This is a genomic window from Nocardiopsis metallicus, assembly GCF_014201115.1.
Lineage (GTDB): Bacteria > Actinomycetota > Actinomycetes > Streptosporangiales > Streptosporangiaceae > Nocardiopsis > Nocardiopsis metallicus.
In genome coordinates, this window is sequence record NZ_JACHDO010000001.1 from 2,994,864 (window position 1) to 3,014,899 (window position 20,036).

General features: G+C 70.1%; 20 protein-coding genes. 9 read left to right on the plus strand and 11 right to left on the minus strand.

Features of this window, described 5'->3' with window-relative positions; translation table 11 throughout:
- The 5 genes from sufC to HNR07_RS12985 are packed head-to-tail and all read right to left on the minus strand — an operon-like array spanning position 1 to position 4,484.
- Complete coding sequence (sufC, locus tag HNR07_RS12965) at positions 1–762, minus strand: Fe-S cluster assembly ATPase SufC (protein ID WP_184365208.1); 762 nt, start codon at positions 760–762, stop codon at positions 1–3.
- Between the two features lie 8 nt (positions 763–770).
- Positions 771–1,106 carry a non-heme iron oxygenase ferredoxin subunit gene (locus tag HNR07_RS12970; RefSeq protein ID WP_017582565.1) on the minus strand — a complete coding sequence of 112 codons (336 nt, stop codon included), beginning with the start codon at positions 1,104–1,106 and terminating at the stop codon, positions 771–773.
- Entirely contained in the window at positions 1,099–2,259 is a 1,161-nt protein-coding gene (sufD, locus tag HNR07_RS12975) for a Fe-S cluster assembly protein SufD (protein WP_184365209.1), read from the minus strand. The genes HNR07_RS12970 and sufD overlap by 8 nt, the downstream gene beginning before the upstream one ends.
- Position 2,260: 1 nt before the next feature.
- Positions 2,261–3,673 carry a Fe-S cluster assembly protein SufB gene (gene sufB, locus HNR07_RS12980; protein ID WP_184365210.1) on the minus strand — a complete coding sequence of 471 codons (1,413 nt, stop codon included), beginning with the start codon at positions 3,671–3,673 and terminating at the stop codon, positions 2,261–2,263.
- Positions 3,674–3,692: 19 nt separating this feature from the next.
- On the minus strand, positions 3,693–4,484 hold the full coding sequence (locus HNR07_RS12985; protein WP_221318799.1) for a helix-turn-helix transcriptional regulator: 792 nt from the start codon (positions 4,482–4,484) through the stop codon (positions 3,693–3,695).
- A 463-nt stretch (positions 4,485–4,947) separates the two neighbouring features.
- Here HNR07_RS12985 and HNR07_RS12990 point away from each other — a divergent pair, with 463 nt between their 5' ends.
- The 4 genes from HNR07_RS12990 to HNR07_RS13005 all read left to right on the plus strand — a co-directional run bounded on the left by HNR07_RS12990 (position 4,948) and on the right by HNR07_RS13005 (position 8,427).
- On the plus strand, positions 4,948–5,886 hold the full coding sequence (locus HNR07_RS12990; RefSeq protein WP_184365211.1) for an ABC transporter ATP-binding protein: 939 nt from the start codon (positions 4,948–4,950) through the stop codon (positions 5,884–5,886).
- Positions 5,886–6,722, plus strand: a complete 837-nt coding sequence (locus HNR07_RS12995) for an ABC transporter permease (RefSeq protein WP_184365212.1) — start codon at positions 5,886–5,888, stop codon at positions 6,720–6,722. The genes HNR07_RS12990 and HNR07_RS12995 overlap by 1 nt, the downstream gene beginning before the upstream one ends.
- Positions 6,723–6,784: 62 nt before the next feature.
- Positions 6,785–7,585: an inositol monophosphatase family protein gene (locus HNR07_RS13000; protein ID WP_184365213.1), complete on the plus strand. Its 801-nt coding sequence runs from the start codon at positions 6,785–6,787 to the stop codon at positions 7,583–7,585.
- 38 nt (positions 7,586–7,623) lie between these two features.
- Positions 7,624–8,427 (plus strand): inositol monophosphatase family protein, encoded by an 804-nt coding sequence (locus HNR07_RS13005; protein ID WP_184365214.1) that lies wholly within the window; start codon positions 7,624–7,626, stop codon positions 8,425–8,427.
- On the opposite strand, the gene HNR07_RS13010 is transcribed toward HNR07_RS13005, so the two are convergent.
- A complete protein-coding gene (locus tag HNR07_RS13010) occupies positions 8,369–9,670 on the minus strand; it encodes an MFS transporter (RefSeq protein WP_184365215.1) in 1,302 nt (433 codons plus the stop codon). The genes HNR07_RS13005 and HNR07_RS13010 overlap by 59 nt on opposite strands.
- 207 nt (positions 9,671–9,877) lie before the next feature.
- On the minus strand, positions 9,878–10,606 hold the full coding sequence (locus HNR07_RS13015) for an RICIN domain-containing protein (protein ID WP_184365216.1): 729 nt from the start codon (positions 10,604–10,606) through the stop codon (positions 9,878–9,880).
- A gap of 198 nt (positions 10,607–10,804) precedes the next feature.
- Here HNR07_RS13015 and HNR07_RS13020 point away from each other — a divergent pair, with 198 nt between their 5' ends.
- Together HNR07_RS13020 and HNR07_RS13025 are read left to right on the plus strand one after the other, a co-directional pair.
- Positions 10,805–11,191: a hypothetical protein gene (locus HNR07_RS13020; RefSeq protein ID WP_184365217.1), complete on the plus strand. Its 387-nt coding sequence runs from the start codon at positions 10,805–10,807 to the stop codon at positions 11,189–11,191.
- A 6-nt stretch (positions 11,192–11,197) separates the two neighbouring features.
- Positions 11,198–12,145 carry an EamA family transporter gene (locus HNR07_RS13025; protein WP_184365218.1) on the plus strand — a complete coding sequence of 316 codons (948 nt, stop codon included), beginning with the start codon at positions 11,198–11,200 and terminating at the stop codon, positions 12,143–12,145.
- Between the two features lie 138 nt (positions 12,146–12,283).
- Here the strand turns inward: HNR07_RS13025 and HNR07_RS13030 are convergent, their stop codons facing one another.
- Positions 12,284–13,783 (minus strand): SulP family inorganic anion transporter, encoded by a 1,500-nt coding sequence (locus HNR07_RS13030; protein WP_184371955.1) that lies wholly within the window; start codon positions 13,781–13,783, stop codon positions 12,284–12,286.
- A 561-nt stretch (positions 13,784–14,344) separates the two neighbouring features.
- Positions 14,345–14,752, minus strand: a complete 408-nt coding sequence (locus HNR07_RS13035) for a MerR family transcriptional regulator (RefSeq protein WP_246420284.1) — start codon at positions 14,750–14,752, stop codon at positions 14,345–14,347.
- A gap of 414 nt (positions 14,753–15,166) precedes the next feature.
- Here HNR07_RS13035 and HNR07_RS13040 point away from each other — a divergent pair, with 414 nt between their 5' ends.
- Together HNR07_RS13040 and HNR07_RS13045 are read left to right on the plus strand one after the other, a co-directional pair.
- Positions 15,167–15,355, plus strand: coding sequence for a hypothetical protein (locus HNR07_RS13040; protein WP_184365219.1), 189 nt, complete (start codon positions 15,167–15,169; stop codon positions 15,353–15,355).
- A 153-nt stretch (positions 15,356–15,508) separates the two neighbouring features.
- Positions 15,509–16,711, plus strand: a complete 1,203-nt coding sequence (locus tag HNR07_RS13045) for a COX15/CtaA family protein (RefSeq protein WP_184365220.1) — start codon at positions 15,509–15,511, stop codon at positions 16,709–16,711.
- Here the strand turns inward: HNR07_RS13045 and HNR07_RS13050 are convergent.
- On the minus strand, positions 16,614–17,933 hold the full coding sequence (locus HNR07_RS13050) for a PrsW family intramembrane metalloprotease (RefSeq protein WP_184365221.1): 1,320 nt from the start codon (positions 17,931–17,933) through the stop codon (positions 16,614–16,616). The genes HNR07_RS13045 and HNR07_RS13050 overlap by 98 nt on opposite strands.
- 195 nt (positions 17,934–18,128) lie before the next feature.
- Between HNR07_RS13050 and HNR07_RS13055 the strand changes: the two genes are divergently transcribed.
- Positions 18,129–18,554: a hypothetical protein gene (locus tag HNR07_RS13055; RefSeq protein ID WP_184365222.1), complete on the plus strand. Its 426-nt coding sequence runs from the start codon at positions 18,129–18,131 to the stop codon at positions 18,552–18,554.
- A 79-nt stretch (positions 18,555–18,633) separates the two neighbouring features.
- Here HNR07_RS13055 and HNR07_RS13060 read toward each other — a convergent pair whose 3' ends face one another.
- Positions 18,634–19,602, minus strand: a complete 969-nt coding sequence (locus tag HNR07_RS13060) for a heme o synthase (protein WP_184365223.1) — start codon at positions 19,600–19,602, stop codon at positions 18,634–18,636.
- Positions 19,603–20,036 lie beyond the last annotated feature (434 nt).

The following is a 20,036-nucleotide window of genomic DNA, read 5'->3' on the forward strand; positions in this document are numbered from 1 at the left end:
TTACGCGCCCGCCTTCACGAACCGCTCGTAACCCTCGGCCTCCAGCACGTCGGCCAGCTCGGAGCCGCCGGACTCGGCGATGCGGCCGCCGGAGAAGACGTGTACGAAGTCGGGCCGCACGTACTTGAGGATGCGGGTGTAGTGCGTAATCAGCATGACGCCGAGGCCGTTGGCCTCCTGGGCGCGGTTGATGCCCTCGGAGACGACCTTGAGCGCGTCGACGTCCAGGCCGGAGTCGGTCTCGTCCAGAACGGCGATCTTCGGCTTGAGCAGCTCCAGCTGGAGGATCTCGTGGCGCTTCTTCTCACCGCCGGAGAAGCCCTCGTTGACGCCGCGGGCGGCGAAGGACGTGTCGATGGACAGGTTCTTCATCGCGCCCTGGAGCTCCTTGGAGAACTGGCGGAGCTTGGGGGCCTCGCCGCGCACCGCGCTGACGGAGCTGCGCAGGAAGTTGGACATGGACACGCCCGGAACCTCGACCGGGTACTGCATGGCGAGGAAGACGCCGGCGCGGGCCCGCTCGTCCACCTCCATCTCGAGGATGTTCTCGCCGTCGAGGAGGACCTCGCCCTCGGTGATCTCGTAGCGCGGGTGGCCGGCGATCGCGTAGGCGAGGGTGGACTTGCCGGAGCCGTTCGGGCCCATGATGGCGTGGGTCTCACCGGAGTTGATGGTGAGGTCAACGCCCTTGAGGATCTCCTGCCGCTCGTCCTCGTTGATGAGGACGTCGGCGCGCAGACCGCGGATTTCGAACTTCGTCATTTCAGGCCTCAGGAATTCTTCTCATCCAGCGACACGAGCACGTCGTCGCCGTCGATCTTCACGTCGTAGGTGGGGACCGGCTGGGTGGCGGGCGGGTTGATCGGCGCCCCCGAGCTCAGGTCGAAGCAGGAGCCGTGCAGCCAGCACTCGATGGTGCCGTCCTCGACCTCGCCCTCGGAGAGGCGGACCTCCGCGTGCGAGCACACGTCCCGCAGCGCGTAGACCTCACCCTCGGTGCGCACCAGCGCGATGGGTGTCTCGTCGTCGGTCTCGATCCCCAGGACCCCCTCCTCGGGGATCTCGTCGAGCTCGGCGACCTTGGTCCAACCGCCCTGCTCACTCATGCGTGGCGAGTTTCCGCTCGACCTTCTCCATAACGTGGTCGCGCAGTTCCTCGTCGTCGATGCGGTTGACGATGTCCAGGAAGTAACCACGGATGATGAGGCGGCGGGCCTCCTCCTCCGGGATACCGCGCGAGCGCAGGTAGAAGAGGTGGATGTCGTCGAGACGACCGCTGGCGCTGGCGTGACCGGCGCCGGCGACCTCACCGGTGAAGATCTCCAGGTTGGGCACCGAGTCCACTCGGGTGTCGTCGGTGAGCTGGAGGTTCCGGTTGTTCTCGTAGGAGTCCGTACCGGTGGTGCCCTCGCCGATGATCACGTCACCGATCCACACCGCGCGAGCGTCCTTGCCGCTCAGCGCGCCCTTGTAGTCCACCCGGGAGCGGGTGTTGGACACGTTGTGGTCGATCAGCGAGCGGTGCTCGTGGTGCTGGCCCTTGCCGGCGAAGTACAGGCCGTACAGCTCGGCGTTGCCGCCGCGCTCCTCGTAGGACACGCGCGGGGAGAGCCGGACCACGTCACCGCCCAGGGTGATGACGATCGACTTCAGGCTGGCGTCCTTGCCCACGCGCGCGTTGTGCTGGCTGACGTCGACGGCGTCGTGGTCCCACTCCTGGAGGCTGACCAGGGTGAGCTTGGCGCCCTCACCGACGTGGACGTCGAGGCTGCCCGCGCGCACACCGGTACCGGTGTTGCTGATGATCACGGTGGCCTCGGCCAGCGGCTTGACGTCGATGACCAGCTGCTCGAAGGCGGTACCGCCGAGCGCCTTGCGGTCGATCCGGATCGCCTTGTCGGCGGCCAGCGACTGCGGAACGGTGACGACGGTGGCCTGCTCGAAGGAGGTGTAGGCCTGGGCGATGACGCGGTTGACGGGAAGGCCCGCCTTGCCCAGGCGCTCGTCGTCCCGGCCGACCTGCTCGACGGTGACGCCCTCGGGGGCGTCCACGGTGACCTCGTCGGTACCGTCGGCGGTGCCCTTCCAGTCGTGCAGGCCCTTGAGGCGGCGCAGCGGGGTGAAGCGCCACTCCTCCTCACGGCCGTTGGGCACGGGGAAGGCGTCCACGTCCTTGGAGCCGTGCGTGTCGAGCTTGGAGACAGGGATCTGCCCCAGCCCGTGACTGTGCGCCTTGGGCTCTGTGTTCGCGGTCGTCAACTTATCCCACCGATCCTTCCATCTGGAGCTCGATCAGACGGTTGAGCTCCAGTGCGTACTCCATCGGGAGCTCCCGTGCGATGGGCTCCACAAAACCTCGGACGACCATGGCCATGGCCTCTTCTTCGCCCATCCCCCGGCTCATCAGGTAGAAGAGCTGGTCCTCGCTGACCTTGGAGACGGTGGCCTCGTGCGCGAGCTCGGTGTCGTCCTCGCGCAGGTCGTTGTAGGGGTAGGTGTCCGAGCGGCTGATCGTGTCGATCAGCAGGGCGTCACACTCGACCGAGGACTTGGCGCTGTGCGCGCCCTCCTGGACCTGGATCAGGCCGCGGTAGGAGGAGCGGCCGCCGCCGCGCGCCACCGACTTGGAGACGACCTTGGAAGAGGTGTTGGGCGCGCAGTGCACCATCTTGGCGCCGGTGTCCTGGTGCTGGCCCTCGCCCGCGAAGGCGATGGACAGGGTCTCACCCTTGGCGTGCTCGCCCATCAGGTAGACGGCCGGGTACTTCATGGTGACCTGGGAGCCGATGTTGCCGTCGACCCACTCCATGGTCGCGCCCTCTTCGGCGATGGCGCGCTTGGTGACCAGGTTGAAGACGTTGTTCGACCAGTTCTGGATGGTCGTGTAACGGCAGCGCGCGTTCTTCTTGACGATGATCTCGACGACCGCGGAGTGCAGCGAGTCCGACTTGTAGATCGGCGCGGTGCAACCTTCGACGTAGTGGACGTAGGCGCCCTCGTCGACGATGATCAGCGTCCGCTCGAACTGGCCCATGTTCTCGGTGTTGATCCGGAAGTAGGCCTGGAGCGGGATCTCCACGTGCACGTTCTTGGGAACGTAGATGAAGGACCCACCGCTCCACACGGCGGTGTTCAGCGCGGAGAACTTGTTGTCACCGGCCGGGATGACGGAGCCGAAGTACTCCTCGAAGATCTCCGGGTGCTCCTTGAGAGCCGTGTCGGTGTCCAGGAAGATGACGCCCTGCTCCTCCAGGTCCTCACGGATCTGGTGGTAGACGACCTCGGACTCGTACTGGGCGGCGACACCGGAGACCAGGCGCTGCTTCTCCGCCTCGGGGATGCCCAGCTTGTCGTAGGTGTTCTTGATGTCCTCGGGCAGGTCCTCCCAGGAGGTGGCCTGCTTCTCCGTGGACCGCACGAAGTACTTGATGTTGTCGAAGTCGATCTTGGACAGGTCCGCGCCCCAGTCGGGCATGGGCTTCTTGTCGAAGAGCTTCAGCGACTTGAGGCGGAGCTTGGTCATCCACTCCGGCTCGCTCTTCTTGTCCGAGATGTCCCGAACAACGTCTTCGTTGATGCCGCGGCGGGCCGTGGCCCCAGCGGCGTCGGAGTCGGCCCAGCCGTACTCGTATGTTCCGAGCCCTTCGAGCTCGGGGTGCGCGACAGAAGTCATGCGCGGACTCCTCCTGGACTCAGACGTCCTTTTGGTGAACTGAGCCGCCCGCCCGCTGGCGGATGGCCTTCATGGACGCGGGGGTGCCGTCCTCCCCGCTCGCCCCGTCCCCCCGTGGGGTGACGTGCGTGGTGCACACACCGTCGCCGTGGGCGATGGTGGCCAACCTGCGCACCGGGGTGCCCAGAAGCCGCGCGAAGGCCTCGATCTCGGCCTCACAGAGTTGCGGGAACTCGGCGGCCACGTGCGCGACGGGGCAGTGGTGTTGGCACAGCTGGTCGCCGCCTCCGGGCGCGGGCGCCTGGCCCGCGGTGGCGGCGTAGCCGTCGTTGGAGAGCGCCTCGGCCAGCAACCGGACCCGCTGTTCCTGGGGAACGGCGTCCAGCAGGGGCTTGTAGCGCCGCTCCAGGTCGGCTACCTGGCTCTGCGCGAATTCGCTGACGGCCTCGGGACCAGCGGTCTGCGCCAGGAAGCGCAGGGCGTTGGAGGCGAGGTCGTCATAGGCGTGGACGAAGGCGTCACGCCCGGCTTCGGTGATGGCGAAGACGCGGGCGGGGCGGCCCCGGCGGCGGCGGCCGTGCGTGGGCCGCGCGTCGCGGGCTTCGACCATGCCCTCGCTGGTCAGGTTGTCGAGGTGGCGGCGGATCGCCGCCGGGGTGAGTCCGAGCCGCTCTCCCAGGGAGGACGCGGTGATCGGACCCTTCTCCAGGATGAGGCGGGCGACGCGGGCACGGGTTCCGTGGTCGGGCCCGCTCAGGGGTCGGGGTGCGCTCGACATGTCGGCCACAGCGATCCCCTCCCGTTCGTCCATCGGCTCCTGGTTTAGACAACATCAGTGTGTCCTAAATAAGTCCACCATGGCAAACCCGGATTCATGCGCTTCGTCACGAAGGTCAGGCTTGCCTAACCTGGGAGTTCATCCGGACGTGACACAGGAGAACTGCGCCGCGGGCGCCCGAACCCTTTTCGATTTCTCATCCAGCGGGATGGACGTACCACCATTCGGCCATTCCGTTGGAGGAACCCGCGGAGGCAGCAGTGATGCGACTCGGGCGCGGCGGAGCGGAATCCGAACGGGACCGCGCACATCCAGAGCCGTGCGCCACCCGATCACAACCAGACACGGCGCACCATTCTTCCACCATCGGAGAAAAAGGAACCCCCGTGTTCCACCTCATCCGGATCAGGGCGTTCGGTCCACACGCGAACACGGCTGTCCGCCTTGAGGCGGGGCGGTGAAGCCCGGCACCGCGGCGCACGTAAACTCAGGCCCCATGGACACACCCGCCGTCGAGGTCGTCGACCTGGTCAAGCGCTACGGCGCCACCGAGGCCGTCACCGGCCTCACGTTCACCGCGCGCCGCGGCGCGGTGACCGCCCTGCTCGGCCCCAACGGCGCGGGCAAGACCAGCACCATCGAGATCTGCGAGGGCTTTCGCCACGCCGACGGCGGAAAGGTGCGGGTCCTGGGGCTCGACCCGGTATCCGACGCCACCGCGCTCAAGCCCCGCGTGGGCGTGATGCCGCAGTCCGGCGGTGTGCCCACGGGGGCCCGCACCGCCGAGTGGCTCCGGCTGATGGCGTCCTTCCACGCCAGCCCGATCGACCCCGGCGTCCTGCTGGAACGCCTGGGCCTGGCCTCCGCCGCGCAGACCCCCTTCCGCCGCCTGTCCGGCGGCCAGCAGCAGCGCCTGTCCCTGGCCTGCGCCGTGATCGGCCGCCCCGAACTGGTCTTCCTCGACGAGCCCACCGCCGGACTGGACCCGCAGGCGCGCATGGCCGCATGGGACCTGGTCTCGACCCTGCGCGAGGCGGGCGTGGCCGTGATCCTGACCACGCACTACATGGAGGAGGCCGAGCGGCTCGCCGACCACGTGGTCATCATCGACCGCGGTGCCGTGGTGGTCGAGGGCACCCCCGCCGAACTCACCGAGGGCCGCCGCGAGGTCCGCTTCAACACCGACGTCCCGCTGGACGCCGAGGCCCTGGAAGCGGCCCTGCCGGCCGGGAGCCGCGTACTGGCCAGCGCCGCTGGCGGGCGGCACGAGTACGCCGTGGCCGCCGACGAGCCCGACGCCCTGGGTCCGGAGTTCCTTGCCACCGTCACCGCCTGGTGCGCCTCCTCCGGTGTGCTGGCGGAGGACCTGCGCGTGCGGCGGCGTACCCTCGAAGACGTCTTCCTCGAAACCACAGGCCGGGAACTGCGCGACTGATGACCGAGCACACCTCCGGGACGGCCCGCGCGGCCGTCACCGACGCCCCGACACCCGCCCTCGACGCGAGCCTGTTCATCCCGGCGCCCGGTGCCGCCCCGATGTGGCGCATGATCGCCGCCCAGGCCGGGATGGAACTGCGGGTCATGCTGCGCCACGGCGAGCAGTTCCTGCTCACCATGGTCATCCCCGTCCTGCTCCTGGTGGGGTTCAGCCTCGTCAACGTCCTGGACGTGGGCGAGGGCGCACGCGTGGACGCGCTGACTCCCGGTGTCCTGGCTCTGGCGATCATGTCCACCTCGTTCACCGGCCTGGCCATCGGCACCGGGTTCGAGCGGAGGTACGGGGTGCTCAAGCGCCTGGGCGCGACCCCGCTGTCCCGGTTCGGGCTGCTCGCCGCCAAGACCCTCGCCGTGCTGGGGGTGCAGGCCATCCAGGTCACGGTGCTGTGCGTGGTGGCGCTCTTGCTGGGCTGGGCGCCGTCCCTGGAACCGGCCGGCGTGCTCGCGGTGCTCGCGCTGGTACTGCTGGCCACCGCGGCGTTCAGTTCGCTGGCGCTGCTGATGGCGGGCACCCTGCGCGCCGAGGCGACCCTGGCCGGAGCCAACCTGGTGTACGTGCTGATGCTCGGCCTGGGCGGGGTCCTGTTCCCCACCAGCAGTTTCCCGGGGCCGATGGAGCAGGCGGTCTCGGTCCTGCCGATCACCGCCCTCAGCTCGGGTCTGCGCGACGTGCTCGCCCACGGCGCCCTGCCGGGGCCGGGCGTCTTCGTGGTACTGGCCGGGTGGACGGCGGTCTGCGGTTTCCTGGCCTCCCGCCTGTTCCGCTGGGAGTGACCGCCCGGGTCCGCGGTGACCGCCCGGATCCGGCGCAACCTCTCAGGTCTAGGGTGTCGGTCATGACGATCGACATCGACGCGGTAACCAAGATCCTCCGCGAGGCCGCAGACACCGCGGTCCTCCCCCGATTCCGAGCCCTGCGCGAGGACCAGGTCTCGGAGAAGTCGCCCGGCGAGATCGTCACCGTCGCCGACCGCGAGGCCGAGGAGATCATCGGTCTGCGCCTGCGGGAGGTGCTCGACGTGCCCGTGGTGGGCGAGGAGGCCGCCTCCGCCGCCCCCGACCTGGTCAGAGCCCTGCGGAACGAACCCGCGGCCTGGCTGGTCGACCCCGTGGACGGCACCAAGAACTTCACTCGGGGCAGTACCGCGTTCGCGGTCATGGCGGCCCTGGTCCGTGAAGGCCGGGCCGTGGCCTCCTGGATCCTGCGCCCGATCGAGGGCACCGTCTACACCGCCGAACTGGGATCGGGCGCCTGGCGCGACGGGACCCGCCTGCACCGCGCACCCGCGCCCGAGAGGACGGGCGAACTGCGGGGCGCGGTCCAGCGCCGCTTCCTGTCCCCCGCAGAGCGCGAGCGGGTGGAGGCCGCGGCCGCCGGGTTCGCCGAGCTGGGCCGGGGCTCCGGATGCGCGGGGGTGGACTACCCGCGGCTGGCGGAGGGCGGCCTGGACTTCATGCTGTTCTCCCAAACCATGCCCTGGGACCACGCTCCCGGCGGGCTGCTGCTGAGCGAGGCGGGCGGGCTCAGCCTCCGGCCCGAGGGCACGCCCTACCGGCCTGACCAGGACGAACGAATCCTGCTGGACGCCGCGGACCAGCGGACATGGGAGAAAGCACGTTCACTGCTGCTGCCCTGAGCGCGGATCACGGCGGCCGGGTCCCTAGGCTGTCGTCCATGACGATCGATTTCGACGCGGTAACCGAGATCCTCCGCGAGGCGGCCGCCACCGCGGTCCTCCCCCACTTCCAGACCCTGCGCGAGGACCAGGTCTCGGAGAAGTCGCCCGGCGAGATCGTCACCGTCGCCGACCGCGAGGCCGAGGCCATCATCAGTCCGCGCCTGCGGGACCTGCTCGACGTCCCCGTGGTGGGCGAGGAGGCGACCGCCGCCGACCCCGAGCTGGCCCGGGCCCTGCGAAACGAACCCGCGGCCTGGCTGGTCGACCCCGTGGACGGCACCCGCAACTTCACCCGGGGCGAGCGGGAGTTCGCGGTCATGGCGGCCCTGGTCCGCGAAGGGCGGACCGTCGCCTCCTGGATCCTGCGCCCCACCGAGGGCACCCTCTACACCGCCGAACTGGGATCGGGCGCCTGGCGCGACGGGACCCGCCTGCACCGCGCACCCGCGCCCGCCGAACCGGCCCGGATGCGCGGAGCGGTGCTCTCCCGGTTCCTGTCGCCCAGGCAGCGCGAGCACGTGAGAGCGGTGACCCCGGAGTTCGCCGAGGTGGGCGCGGGCGCGTACTGCGCCGGGGTGGACTATCCCCGGCTGGCCGAGGGCGCGCTGGACTTCGTGCTGTTCAACCGCACGCTGCCCTGGGACCACGCCCCCGGCGGGCTGCTGCTGAGCGAAGCGGGCGGGGTCGCCCTCCGCCTGGAAGGCGACCCCTACCGACCCGACGACGACCGGGTCGGCCTGCTCAACGCCGCCGACGAGACCTCGTGGCGGACGGTGCGCTCCCTCCTGCTGCCGTCCTGAGTACCGCCATCCTGAGCCCTGATGTCCCGGGCCGGGGCGCGGCGGTGCGCCTCGCGGTGAGCAGGACGGTCGCGGCCACCAGGACGAGCACCGCACCGATCAGGGGGTAGCCGGCGCTCGGCGGGGCGACGGTGAGGAACAGGCCCACGCCCGCGCCGCCCACCGTCGAACCCGCGTTGTAGGCGGTGTTCACCCAGTTTCCGGCCCGGGTCCGGTAACCGGGGGCCACCGACTCGTCGGCGAGCAGGTAGGCGGTGGTGAGCAGGGGCGCGCCAAACACCCCGACGACGAACAGCAGCGCCACCAGGGCAGGGACCCCGGGGACCAGGGCGGCCGCGGCCACGCCCCCGCCCAGTGCCAGCCCGAGCAGCGCCAGCCTGGTGCGGGTACCGGTCCGCCAGGCGAGGGCGCCGTAGGCCAGTCCGCCCAGGGCGCTGCCCGCGGTCTGCCGCTCGGCGAAGGCAACGTTCAGCAGTACGGCCGAGCCCAGGGTGAGACCGGCGGCGCCGGAGATCGCGACGGCGGACAGGAAGCCCCCGCGCGCGGTCGGCTTCGGGCCGCGCGCCCGCCCCGCACCCGGATCAGGCTTCGGAGCGGGTTCGGTGGCGGAGCCGGGCCCGGTGCGTGCGGCGTCCATGGAGCGGGCGGCGGCCGAGGTCACCAGGCCCACGGTCCCGGACACGACCAGGACCGCGCCGAGCGCCAGACCGGCGGAGGGCGGCCACACCCACATCAAGGCGCCCAGGAGCAGCGGCCCGGTGAAGAAGATGAGCTCCTCGGTGACGGTGTCCAGGCTGTAGGCCCGTTGGAGAAGGCCCCGGTCAGTGATGAGGTGGCTCCACACGCTGCGGGTGACCGGTCCGAGCGGGGGCGCGCACGCCCCGGCGACCGCGGCCAGGACGACCAGGGTCCCGAGGTGCGCCCCGGGGTTCCAGGAGGCGGCGGCCAGCCCCAGCAGGGCCAACGCGTGCAGGAGGGCCATCGGGAGCAGGGCCCGCAGCAGGCCGTGGCGGTCGATGAGCGAGGCCCGCAGCGGTGACAGGACCGCGACGGTGAGGCCGAACAGACCCATCACCAGTCCGAGGCGGGCGTAGGAGCCGGTGGTGTGGACGACGGCCAGGATCAGGGCGAGCGAGACCATCCCGTAGGACAGGCGGCCCAGCATGGCGGGGGTCAGGAAACGGGGGACCCCCGTGACGCGCAGGACGGCACGGTAGGTCGGCGCCCGGTCGGGCGAAGGCATGGGTGTTCTCCGTCAGGAGGGCGGCGCGCGTGGACAGCGCCGCGGATGTGCGTGGACGCCGAAGGACCGCGGGGCTCAGGGCCTGGCCGCGGTCGGGGGCGTCGCTCTACGCACAGGGGGAGAACATGCGAGCGAGGGTAGCAGCGGGGCGGCGGGTGTCATCCCTCGCCTCCCCGGGCGTCACCCTCGCGCTTGTGGTTCCTCCGGCTACTCGTCCTCTTCGGCGGCTTCCGCGTCCAGTGGGATCAGGCGCCACTGCTGGTGGGCGTGGCCGCCGTCCTCGCCCTGGGCGACCAGGGTGCCGTTGTCGGGTCCGCCGCCCTGGCCCTCCAGGGCCTGGCCGGTGGCGCGGTTGAGCAGGCGGACGTGGCCCGGGCCGAGCTCCACCACCCGCCAGTGCTGGTTGTGCTGGCCGGTCCTGGTGAGCAGCGCCGAACCGGGTTGGGCCTCCTCGTCGGCGGGGATCTCCAGCAGTTTGCCGCTGCCCACCCCGACGATCTCGTAGAAGTCGTCTTCCACGTGGACGAACCGCCACTGCTGGTGGCCCTCGTCGTGACGGTCCCACAGGTGGATGTGGGCGCCGTTCTGGTCGGAGCCGCCGGCGACGTCGGCGACCCGGTCGCCGTGCACGTTCTGGAGGACGTAGGTCAGCTCGGGGTCGAGCTCGGCGGGATGGGTCTCCTCTTCCTCCTCGGGCTCCTCGGGCTCCTCGGGTTCCGGTTCCTCCTCGGGGGCGCCCGGGGGCTGGACGAGGATGCCCGAGACCACGGTCATCTCCTCGGGCTCGGCCTCGGTCTCGGCGACGAGCACCCCCGCGACGTACCCGCCGAGACCTACTACCAGGACCAGGGCGGTCGCACCGGCCAGGACCGGCCACCGGGGAACGTACGACTCCGTGGCGGCGGCTCGCGGGGCTCTGCGTCGGGACCGGGACATGGCGGGGGCTCTCCTGCGGGGGACGGGGCTTCCGTGGGGCTACGGACTCGCACCATTTCACACCACTTGCCATGCTCATCGCACGTTCGGGGTTTCCTGAGGGCCCCCGTTCTCTGAGGACCTCCCTGTTTCCCGGATCGTTTTCCGGAGCCTTCCCCGCGGGTCCGGCCGCGCGCGCTCTCGATAGGCTGTGCCGCCATGGAAGCCATCGGAGTGCCCTGGTTCATCGTCGTGCGCTATCTCGGCCCGCCCCTGTTCCTACTCGTGGCGGGTGGGGCGCTCCTGCTCTGGCGGCGGCCCGCCCGCTCCGGGCTGGCCTGGGCCGCGCTGGTGGTGAACCTGTTCGCGGCGGCGCTGCCCTTCCTGTGGATCGGTGCGCAGGTCCTCACCGGGCAGGCCGACCTGACGGTGATCGGCTTGGTCATGACGCTGCTGCAGCCGGGTGTGGTGGCAGTTGCCTGGCTGTTGCTCCTGCTGGCGCTGGTGTCCCAGCCGAAGATCGAGGTGGCCGTTCCCGGCGACCGGGGCGACGGGGGCGAGGCGGACAGCGGCGAGACGGAGAGGGCGCCACAAAACGTAGGATGACTGATCATGAGATCCCGGACCGGCTCGACGAGCACCCTCTCCCCCAGCGCCGCGTTGGGGTCCCTGCCCCCGGTCTGGCTGGTGATGGTCAGCATCGTCTCCGTGCAGACCGGCGCGGGCGTGGCCAAGAACCTGTTCGACGCCCTGCCCCCGGCCGCGGTGGTGTGGCTGCGCCTGGTCACCTCGGCGGTGCTCCTGGTCCTGCTGGTACGGCCCGCGCTGAAGGCCCGCAGCCGCGCCGACTGGATGGTGGTCATCGGCTACGGCCTCGCCCTGGCCTCGATGAACTACTTCATCTACCAGGCCTTCGCGCGCATCCCGCTCGGTATCGCGGTGACCATCGAGTACCTGGGGCCGCTGGCCATCGCGATCCTCGGTTCGCGCCGCCGCATCGACCTGCTGTGGGCCGGACTGGCCGGGCTCGGCGTGGTCGCGCTGGGCGTGGAATTCGCTGAACTCGACCCGGTGGGCGTGCTGTTCGCCGTACTGGCCGCCGTCGCCTGGGCCGGGTACATCCTGTTGAGCGCCGCCACCGGGCAGCGGTTCAGCGGGGCCTCCGGTCTGGCCATCGCCAGCGTGGTGGGCGTGGTGGTGATGGCTCCGGCCGGGATCGCCGAGGGCGGTGCGGCCCTGCTGGACTGGCGGCTGCTGCTGTTCGGCCTGGCCGTGGGCGTGCTCTCCTCCGTGGTGCCCTACACGCTGGAACTGAACGCGCTGCGCCGGATGCCGCCGAGGGTGTTCGGAGTGCTGATGAGCCTCCAGCCCGCGGCCGCCGCCATGGTGGGGCTGGTGCTGCTGGGCGAGCTGTTGACCCTGTGGCAGTGGTTTGCGGTGGCCTGTGTGATCACCGCGAGCGCGGGCGCGACCCGCGGCGCGGCCAAACGCGAGGAGCGCCTTCGAGCACAGGACGGCGTCGGCCACCAGGGGCGTACGGGCGCGGGCCCGGAGGGCTGAGGTACACCCTCGGCGACAGGTGGAGCGGGTACTGGCCCGCGCGGCACCCTACCCGCTCCGGTCGCTTCAGTGGGCGTCTCAAGACGGCGGGACCGCCGGAGTAGCACATCCGGCGGCCCCGCTCCTGTTTCCCGAGGTTCAGTGACCGCCGGCCGTGCTGCCCGTCAGCTCCTTGTGCAGGCGCTCGCTGGGCTCGTTGAGGCCGGTGATCTCCACCTGCACGCCGTGCCTGCGGAAGTGCTCCGAGACCTGGTCCAGCGCGGCCACCGCCGAGGAGTCCCACACGTGGGCCCCGGCCATGTCCACCACGACCTTGCTCAGCCCTTCCTCGGCGTAGTCGAAGCGCTGCACCAGCTCACCGGTGGAGGCGAAGAAGACCTCACCGTTGACCGAGTACACCCGGGTACCGCCCTCGGGGTCCAGGACACTGGTCACGTCGGCCTGCATGGCGGCCTTGCGGGCGAAGAGCACCATCGACACGATCACACCCACGATCACGCCCAGGGCCAGGTTGTGGGTCCAGACCACCACGGCCACGGTGACGACCATGACCAGGGTCTCGGTCCAGGGCATGCGCTTGACCGTCTTGGGCGCGATGCTGTGCCAGTCGAAGGTCACGATCGCCACGAAGAACATGACCGCCACCAGTGCGGCGATCGGGATCATCCCGACGATGTCGCCCAGTCCCACGCACAGGATGAGCAGGAAAACCCCGGCCAGGAAGGTCGAGATCCGGGTGCGGGCACCGGACTTGATGTTGATCATGGTCTGGCCGATCATCGCGCAGCCGGCCATACCGCCGAAGCAGCCGACCAGGATGTTGGCGATGCCCTGCCCGCGGGCCTCACGGGCGTGGTTAGAGCTGGTCTCGGTCTGGTCGTCGACGACCTTGGCGGTCATCAGCGACTCCATCAGCCCCACCAGCGCCAGGGTGATGGCGTAGGGCAGGATCAGCAGGAAGGTCTCGGCGTTGACCGGCACGTTCGGGATCAGCGGGACCGGGAACGTGTCGGGCAGCTCGCCCATGTCGCCCACGGTGCGCGCGGGGATGCCCATCGCGAGCGCGCCGACCGTCAGCACGACGATGGCCACCAGCGGGGCAGGCACGGCCTTGGTGATCAGCGGCAGGCCGAAGATGATGGCCAGCCCGATCGCGACCATCGCGTAGATGGGCACTCCGACCCCGGCCAGGTGCGGCAGTTGGGCCAGGAAGATGAGGATGGCCAGGGCGTTGATGAACCCGGTCATCACGCTGGGCGGTACGAACCGCATCAGCTTGGACACGCCCAGCAGGCCCAGAACGATCTGGATCACACCGGCCATGAGGGTGGCCGCGATGAGGTAGTCGACCCCGTACTCGATGGACAGGGGCGCGGCCACCAGGGCCATGGCACCGGTGGCGGCGGAGATCATCGCCGGACGCCCGCCCAGGAAGGCGATGGACACGGCCATGACGAAGGAGGCGTACAGGCCCACCCGGGGGTCGACACCGGCGATCAGGGAGAAGGCGATCGCCTCGGGGATCAGCGCCAGGGCCACGACCAGTCCGGCCATGACGTCAGCGCGGATCTGGGCCGCGCTGGGGATCTTGGACTTCAGCGACCCTCGGCGGGTCTTCAACAGACTCATGGAACCCATCTGGTCCGGGCAGCCCGCGTCGAGGACCGCGTTGTTCACGTCAGGAGATGCGTTGTTCACGTCAGGAGGTACGGCGACGGCGCGGGGGCGCCGCTGAACCCGGCGCGGGGCCGCGGCGGGGCACCCGGGTCTGCGGTGCGGCACCGATGGTGCCCCGGAGCGCGGCTTCGTCGCCGCGTGCCCGGTTTCGTCCCCGAAGGCGAGCCGGGAGGCATGCGGAGGTTCGGGCTCGGTGCACGGGACCAACCCGAGCCAAACTTACAGTTACGTGAGGGTTGGAATCACGCAGAGCGACTGAGACAACCATCACAGGCAGCGGAGGCCGCCGTACCCAGGCGGCCCAGCAAGGCAGAACACCCGGACCTGGAACCGCCTGCGCAGGAGGTCGCGACGGCGCGCAGAGCAGAATCCCCGGTCAGCTTCGGCTTACCGTCGCCAGCGCTGGCGCGGGCGGCGAGCACGAGGATCCGCTACCTCTCCGCCTCCCGGATGACCTGCGCATCCTGCCCTCCCATGACCGGTAACAGCGTCGTGACGGCCGCTCCTGACGGGTACCGGGCCTCAGACGGGGGTGTTGGCCCTGGCTCGTTGCTCACGCAGTCGCCCGGCGAACTCCTCGGCCATGGCAAGCTGCTTCCGCAGGGCGTGACAACGGGCGACGACAGCCGCTTCGAAGGCGTCGAGCCGCTCGCTCAGGGCTTCCCGGTCTTGGGCCGGGGTCTGCGCAGCTCCCAGCCGGTCGAAGGTCTCCAGCAGTTCGCGGGTCTCCTCCAGGCTGAACTCCAACGGCTTCATCCGCTTGATGAGGTTGAGCCGGTCCACGTCCTCCTGGGTGTAGAGACGAAAGCCCCCACGCGATCGAGCCGAGGGTTCGACCAGACCGACCTCACCGTAGTAGCGGATGGTCCTCAGGGACAGGCCAGTACGTTCGGCCACCTCACCGATCTGCATGTGGCCCGGTTCGGGCATCGAGGCACCCCTTCTCATTGACTCCACACAGACGTCGGGATCGTTCGCGTGGTGTTTGGCAGCCGAAGGCGCAATGTTAGTGCGCTCCCGCACCTGAAGGATGGCATGCCACGTGCGGCGGTCCACGCCGAGAGGGACAGGGGGTTCCTGCGCGAGAACGCGGGCCGAACTTCGAGGGAGGTGAAGGTTGAAGGTGGGTTCCTGCGCGCCCCGGTCCGCGACCGGACCAAGGAGCGAACGGGACTGGACAACGGGACACCATGGCTCCGCCTCCCCGACCATCAGCTGGGCAGCACAACGCCACAGGGCGGGCAAACCTCGCGCGGGTCGCGTTTCCCCCCGCCCGGGTCAGGCAATCGTTGCCTGCGGGACGGCCGACCCATTCCTGAGCACTCGCATTCGAAGGGAACACCCATGCGTATCGCCGCCAAGCTCGCCCTGACCCTGTTCTTCACCGCCAGCCTGCTCGGGCTGGGGGCCGGGGCCGCTTCCGCCGGCACGTCGGTCTACCAGCAGTGTGTCCAGGAGCAGCAGTCCCTCGGTCTGCTCAACCTCAACCTGAACCTGCTCAACCAGTGCATCGCGCAGAACAGCGGCTGGTAGGAAGAGCAGCCTGGCCGAACGGCCCGGCCGAGGGGGTCCCGGAGCGCGCTCCGGGACCCCCTCCCGCGTTCGGAGCGGGTGTCGTCCTCGCAGGTGGCGACGTGTGGCAGGGGCGCGTCAGGGAACGGCCGCGCGTGTACTACAGTCTGTCGTATGTTTGCATCCCCGACCTCCGCGGCGACGGTCACCCACGCTCTCTCACCGCTCGCTGCGGACGAATTCGAGGACATCGTGCTCCTCGGCGTCCCCTTCTGGGGTTGGCAGATCGCCCTGGCCGCCGTGGGCGTCCTGGCCCTGGTCCTGCTGGCCCGCAGTATCTGGAACCCGACCCAGAAGTCGCTGCGCGTCTGGGCGCTGGGCAACATCGCCGTCAACGCCGGGATCGCCGTCACCGGCGCGACCGTGCGAGTCACCTCCTCGGGCCTGGGATGCTCCGAGTGGCCGCAGTGCACCCCGGACAGCTTCGTACCGATCGACACCGGGCACGCCGCCTTCAACGCCGCCATCGAGTTCGGCAACCGCACGCTGACCTTCCTGGTCCTGGCGGTCGGCGTGATCACGCTCATCGCCGTCGCCCGCATGATCCCGCGCCGACGCGACCTCTTCGTCATGGCGGCGATCATCCCGTTCGGTGTCATGGGTCAGGCCGTGGTCGGCGGCATCACCGTCTGGAGCAACCTGCACCCGGCCGCGGTGGCCACCCACTTCCTGCTGTCCATGGTGATGGTCTTCATCACCGTGGCGCTGTACGTGCGCCTGCAGGAGCCCGAGGGCAAGCCCCAGCTGGCCGCGGGTCCCATGCTGCACGCGGTGAGCATCGGCCTGGTCGTGGTGGGCTTCCTGCTCCTGGTCGCCGGGACCGTGGTCACCGGCACCGGACCGCACGGCGGTGACGCCGCGGCCCCGCGCTGGGACCTGGACCTTCCCGCGATCACCCGGGTGCACTCGGTACTGGCCTGGCTCACCCTGCTGGGCAGTGTCATGGCGACCGCGATCGCCTTCCGCGGCGGCGCCTCCCGGATCGTGCGCACCAGCAGTGCGGCGCTGCTGGTGCTCGTACTCCTCCAGGGGGTCCTGGGCTACACCCAGGACGCGCTGGAACTGCCCGAGGCCCTCGTGGTGCTGCACGTGCTCGGCTCCGCGCTCACCTGGATCGCGATCGCCCGCCTGTACTTCGCCACCACGCGCCTGGTCCCCGGCGGTGACAAGCCCGGCGAGGAGACCGGTACCGAACCCGGTGACGAGCCGGGGGCGGAGCTCACTTCGGCGGCTGACCGTGGCGGGGAACGTAGTTCCGCGGAGCCCTCCGCTGGGTCTGCTGAATCTGGGCCTGCTGAGACCTCGCCTGGGCGATGACGTGCGCGAAGTCGGCTCGGCGCATGAAGCCCGAGTCGGTGGGGTTCTCCGCCCAGCCAGGGGTCACCGGCTGGGGCAGGCGCCCGAGGAAGGTGTCCCGGGCCACGTGCATCAACGCCAGGAACGAGTCCCGGTTGACCTTCCAGTTCTCCCGGGACACACCCGCGTCGAGCTTCTGGTGCAGGAGCGCGAGCTCGGTCGCGGCCAGCTGGTAGTCCTTCATCGCGGCGCGACCCCTCGTGCCCGCGTTGCGTGAGGCCCACTCGCGGGCCTGGCGCCTGGCCGTCATCGAACTGAGCATGGTGATGTCGGCCGGGGTGACCAGGCCCGTGGAGATGTAGGGCGGCAGGTAGCGGTCGATCGCCGCCACCTGGCTGCGGCGGTCCCGGGCCGCGATCGCCAGGATGCCGAGCAGCACCACGAACAGCACCAGGTAGGCCACGCCCAGGCCGGTCCAGCCGTAGTAGGTGGACGCGTTCCACATACCGTGCAGCAGGACCGCCGCCACCCAACCGCCGAACGGCGCCAGGAACCGGAAGCGGCCGGTGCGCATGGCGGCGTAGGCCACCCCGAGGCCGATCATCGCGGTGTAGAGCGGGTGGCCGAACGGCGCGATCAGCCCTCGGATGGCGAAGGTGGCGACGAGCGTGCCGTCGAAGAAGGCACTGAGGAAGTAGAGGATGTTCTCGGTGAAGGCGAAGCCGGTCGCCACCATTCCGGCGTAGACCACACCGTCGGTGAAGGTGTCGATCTCGTGGCGGCGCCGCCACAGCAGGATGAGCAGGACCATGCCCTTGGCGCTCTCCTCCACCACCGGTGCCACCAGCGACGTACTCAGGAAGTCGGCCACGCCGTCACCGAACACCGGTTCCGTGAGGTAGGCCAGCCCCCAGCTGTTGAGCAGGAACGAGGCGAGGACCGCCACCCCGGCGCCCCAGACGAAGGCGAAGAACAGCACCCAGCCGGGTTCGGGTTCGAGGCGGTCGAGCATCAGGATGAGCGGCACGAGGATGGCGACCGGGATGATCGCGGTGACCACGCTGACGAAGAAGCCCGTCGCCCCGTCGATCCCGGCCGCCGTTCCCCCGGCGATCGCCAGCAGCCACAGGTACCCGAGCATGCCGAGCATGCACACCACGCTGACGGTGGTGCCCAGGATGAGGGTCAGGGAGTAGCGGGAGCGGCGTCCTTGCAGGATCGCCTTGCTGTCGAGTCGGGGCATGAGCACAGATCGTAGCGGTTCAGCGGGCCTGCGGCAGCGCCCGCGGTCGTGGTCGCGGCGCTACCGGAGCCGTGGTGGCCGCGGGGTGTGAGCCGCGGTTTCGGCGACGCGCGGGAGCTTCGCTGACTCCCTGTCCCGGCCGGGGCCGGTGCGCGAGAATCTGATGTGTCGCCCGCCACGGAGAAAGGCCGCACCATGGATCCGAACACGACCGCCGAGCGCACCCGAAACCCGACCTGGCTCCTGCTCCTGCGCATCGCGGTGGGGGCCAGCCTGGCCGCGCTCCTGTGGGAGTTCGTCACGGCGGGGCAGCTGATCACGTACAACATGGACGCATTGCCACTGCACTACGGCGGCGCCTTCGCGGTGCACGCGGCCTCGGGGGTGCAGCTGCTGGCCGCGATCCTGGTCTGGCGCCTGCCCGGGGCTGGCTCGCCCGGCGGCCCCGGGCACGACCGGCTGGTGGCCGTGGTGAGTCTGCTGGCGTTCGTGGTGGGCTTCCCGCAGGCAGCCGTGGGCACCTACGGACCGCTCCAGGCGCACGTGCCGCTGGCGATGCTGCTGGTGGCGCTGGTCGTGTGGTCGGCGGTTCTGGTCTTCAGCCGACGCCGCACCGGATAAGGACGACCCGCGCTCCCGCGCGGCGGCGCTCCCTCGCGCAAGGAGCGCCGCCGCCGGTTTCGTACCCCCCCGGGCGCCGCTAGAGGAGGAAGCGCGCGATGAGCGGGTCGATGGTGACGGCCACGAACAGCAGCGCCAGGTAGGCGTTGGTGAGGTGGAAGAAGTTCATCGTCTTGAGCTGGGCTCCGGTCACTCCCGCCATGGAGCGGCTGAGCAGGCGGTGCGCCTGGATGACCAGCAGGGCGCCCAGGACCAGGGCGACCACGCCGTAGAACCAGGTGGTCCCGGCCACCGGCCAGAAGATCAGGGAGACGATCACGGTCGCCCAGCTGTAGAGCACCGACTCCAGCAGCACCCGGCGGTCGCTGGCGACCACGGGCAGCATCGGGACCTTGGCTGCCGCGTAGTCCTCGCGGTAGCGCATGGCCAGCGTCCAGGTGTGCGGCGGCGTCCAGAAGAACACCACCAGGAAGAGCACGAACGGCGCCCAGTCGAGGCTGTTGGTGACGGCGGCCCAGCCGATGAGGACCGGCATGCACCCGGCGATGCCGCCCCACACGACGTTCTGCGCGGTGCGCCGCTTGAGCAGCATCGTGTAGACGAAGATGTAGAACGCGATCGCGAAGACCGACAGCACGGCCGAGAGCGTGTTGACGAACACGAGGAAACCGACCGTGGAGCCGATCGCCAGCGTCAGACCGTAGAAGAGGGCCCCGCGCGGGGTCACCAGGTCCATCGCACCGGGGCGCTGACGGGTGCGACGCATCTCACGGTCGATATCGCGGTCGATGTAGCAGTTCATCGCGTTGGCGCTGGCCGCGGACATGGTGCCGAACACCAGGGTGGCGACCGCGGTCCACAGCGGTGGCACACCTCCGGCGGCGACGAACATCACCGGAATGGTGGTGATCAGCAAGAGCTCGATGACGCGGGGCTTGGAGAGCGCGACGTAGGCACGGGCGTGCTCGCCGAAGGAGGCCTTGCGGGGGGCCTCGGCGGCGGGCTCGCCGGTCTCTTCGGTATGGGGTGCGCGGTTGGTGAGGGCCATCAGTTCCGCGTCCTCACGTCCGGAAGCACTCGTGTCCCCTGGGGGGCCGGCTCGGTTTCAGACACGCGGATACCTCGACAACTCTTAGGGATTTCGACACTGCTCGCCACGCGGGGTCGACCGGACCGACAAAGCGGCAGGATCAGCGAAAACCCCGTCAACGACATACTGTAGTACTTCCTCGCGCAAACCAGTGACCAGCCCCCTCCGTACGGGTGGCCTCCGCCCCGGACGGCCCGCGACCCCGGTCCCGGTCCAGGTCCCGGGCGCCCGTTACCTCCCGGTGCCCGGCGCCCGCGGGTGTACAGAAGGTTCGCACAGGCCCCACCGTGCTTCCAACGTGCCACGCGCCCCGGGCGGGGGGCCGACGCGTACCCCACGGGCCCCCACGGGGACCCAAAGGGGGACCCAAGGGGCGGGCACGAACCCGTACG

Excerpts from the sequence above, each read along its gene's own strand:
- HNR07_RS13015 (WP_184365216.1), bottom strand. The coding sequence starts at position 10,606 with ATGTCCCGGTCCCGACGCAGAGCCCCGCGAGCCGCCGCCACGGAGTCG.
- HNR07_RS13035 (WP_246420284.1), bottom strand. The coding sequence starts at position 14,752 with ATGCCCGAACCGGGCCACATGCAGATCGGTGAGGTGGCCGAACGTACT.
- HNR07_RS13040 (WP_184365219.1), top strand. The coding sequence starts at position 15,167 with ATGCGTATCGCCGCCAAGCTCGCCCTGACCCTGTTCTTCACCGCCAGC.
- HNR07_RS13005 (WP_184365214.1), top strand. The coding sequence starts at position 7,624 with ATGACGATCGATTTCGACGCGGTAACCGAGATCCTCCGCGAGGCGGCC.
- HNR07_RS13050 (WP_184365221.1), bottom strand. The coding sequence starts at position 17,933 with ATGCCCCGACTCGACAGCAAGGCGATCCTGCAAGGACGCCGCTCCCGC.
- HNR07_RS13025 (WP_184365218.1), top strand. The coding sequence starts at position 11,198 with ATGAGATCCCGGACCGGCTCGACGAGCACCCTCTCCCCCAGCGCCGCG.
- HNR07_RS13060 (WP_184365223.1), bottom strand. The coding sequence starts at position 19,602 with ATGGCCCTCACCAACCGCGCACCCCATACCGAAGAGACCGGCGAGCCC.
- HNR07_RS13055 (WP_184365222.1), top strand. The coding sequence starts at position 18,129 with ATGGATCCGAACACGACCGCCGAGCGCACCCGAAACCCGACCTGGCTC.
- sufC (WP_184365208.1), bottom strand. The coding sequence starts at position 762 with ATGACGAAGTTCGAAATCCGCGGTCTGCGCGCCGACGTCCTCATCAAC.
- HNR07_RS12990 (WP_184365211.1), top strand. The coding sequence starts at position 4,948 with ATGGACACACCCGCCGTCGAGGTCGTCGACCTGGTCAAGCGCTACGGC.
- HNR07_RS12970 (WP_017582565.1), bottom strand. The coding sequence starts at position 1,106 with ATGAGTGAGCAGGGCGGTTGGACCAAGGTCGCCGAGCTCGACGAGATC.
- HNR07_RS13045 (WP_184365220.1), top strand. The coding sequence starts at position 15,509 with ATGTTTGCATCCCCGACCTCCGCGGCGACGGTCACCCACGCTCTCTCA.
- sufB (WP_184365210.1), bottom strand. The coding sequence starts at position 3,673 with ATGACTTCTGTCGCGCACCCCGAGCTCGAAGGGCTCGGAACATACGAG.
- HNR07_RS13020 (WP_184365217.1), top strand. The coding sequence starts at position 10,805 with ATGGAAGCCATCGGAGTGCCCTGGTTCATCGTCGTGCGCTATCTCGGC.
- HNR07_RS12985 (WP_221318799.1), bottom strand. The coding sequence starts at position 4,484 with ATGGACGAACGGGAGGGGATCGCTGTGGCCGACATGTCGAGCGCACCC.
- HNR07_RS13030 (WP_184371955.1), bottom strand. The coding sequence starts at position 13,783 with ATGGGTTCCATGAGTCTGTTGAAGACCCGCCGAGGGTCGCTGAAGTCC.
- HNR07_RS12995 (WP_184365212.1), top strand. The coding sequence starts at position 5,886 with ATGACCGAGCACACCTCCGGGACGGCCCGCGCGGCCGTCACCGACGCC.
- HNR07_RS13000 (WP_184365213.1), top strand. The coding sequence starts at position 6,785 with ATGACGATCGACATCGACGCGGTAACCAAGATCCTCCGCGAGGCCGCA.
- HNR07_RS13010 (WP_184365215.1), bottom strand. The coding sequence starts at position 9,670 with ATGCCTTCGCCCGACCGGGCGCCGACCTACCGTGCCGTCCTGCGCGTC.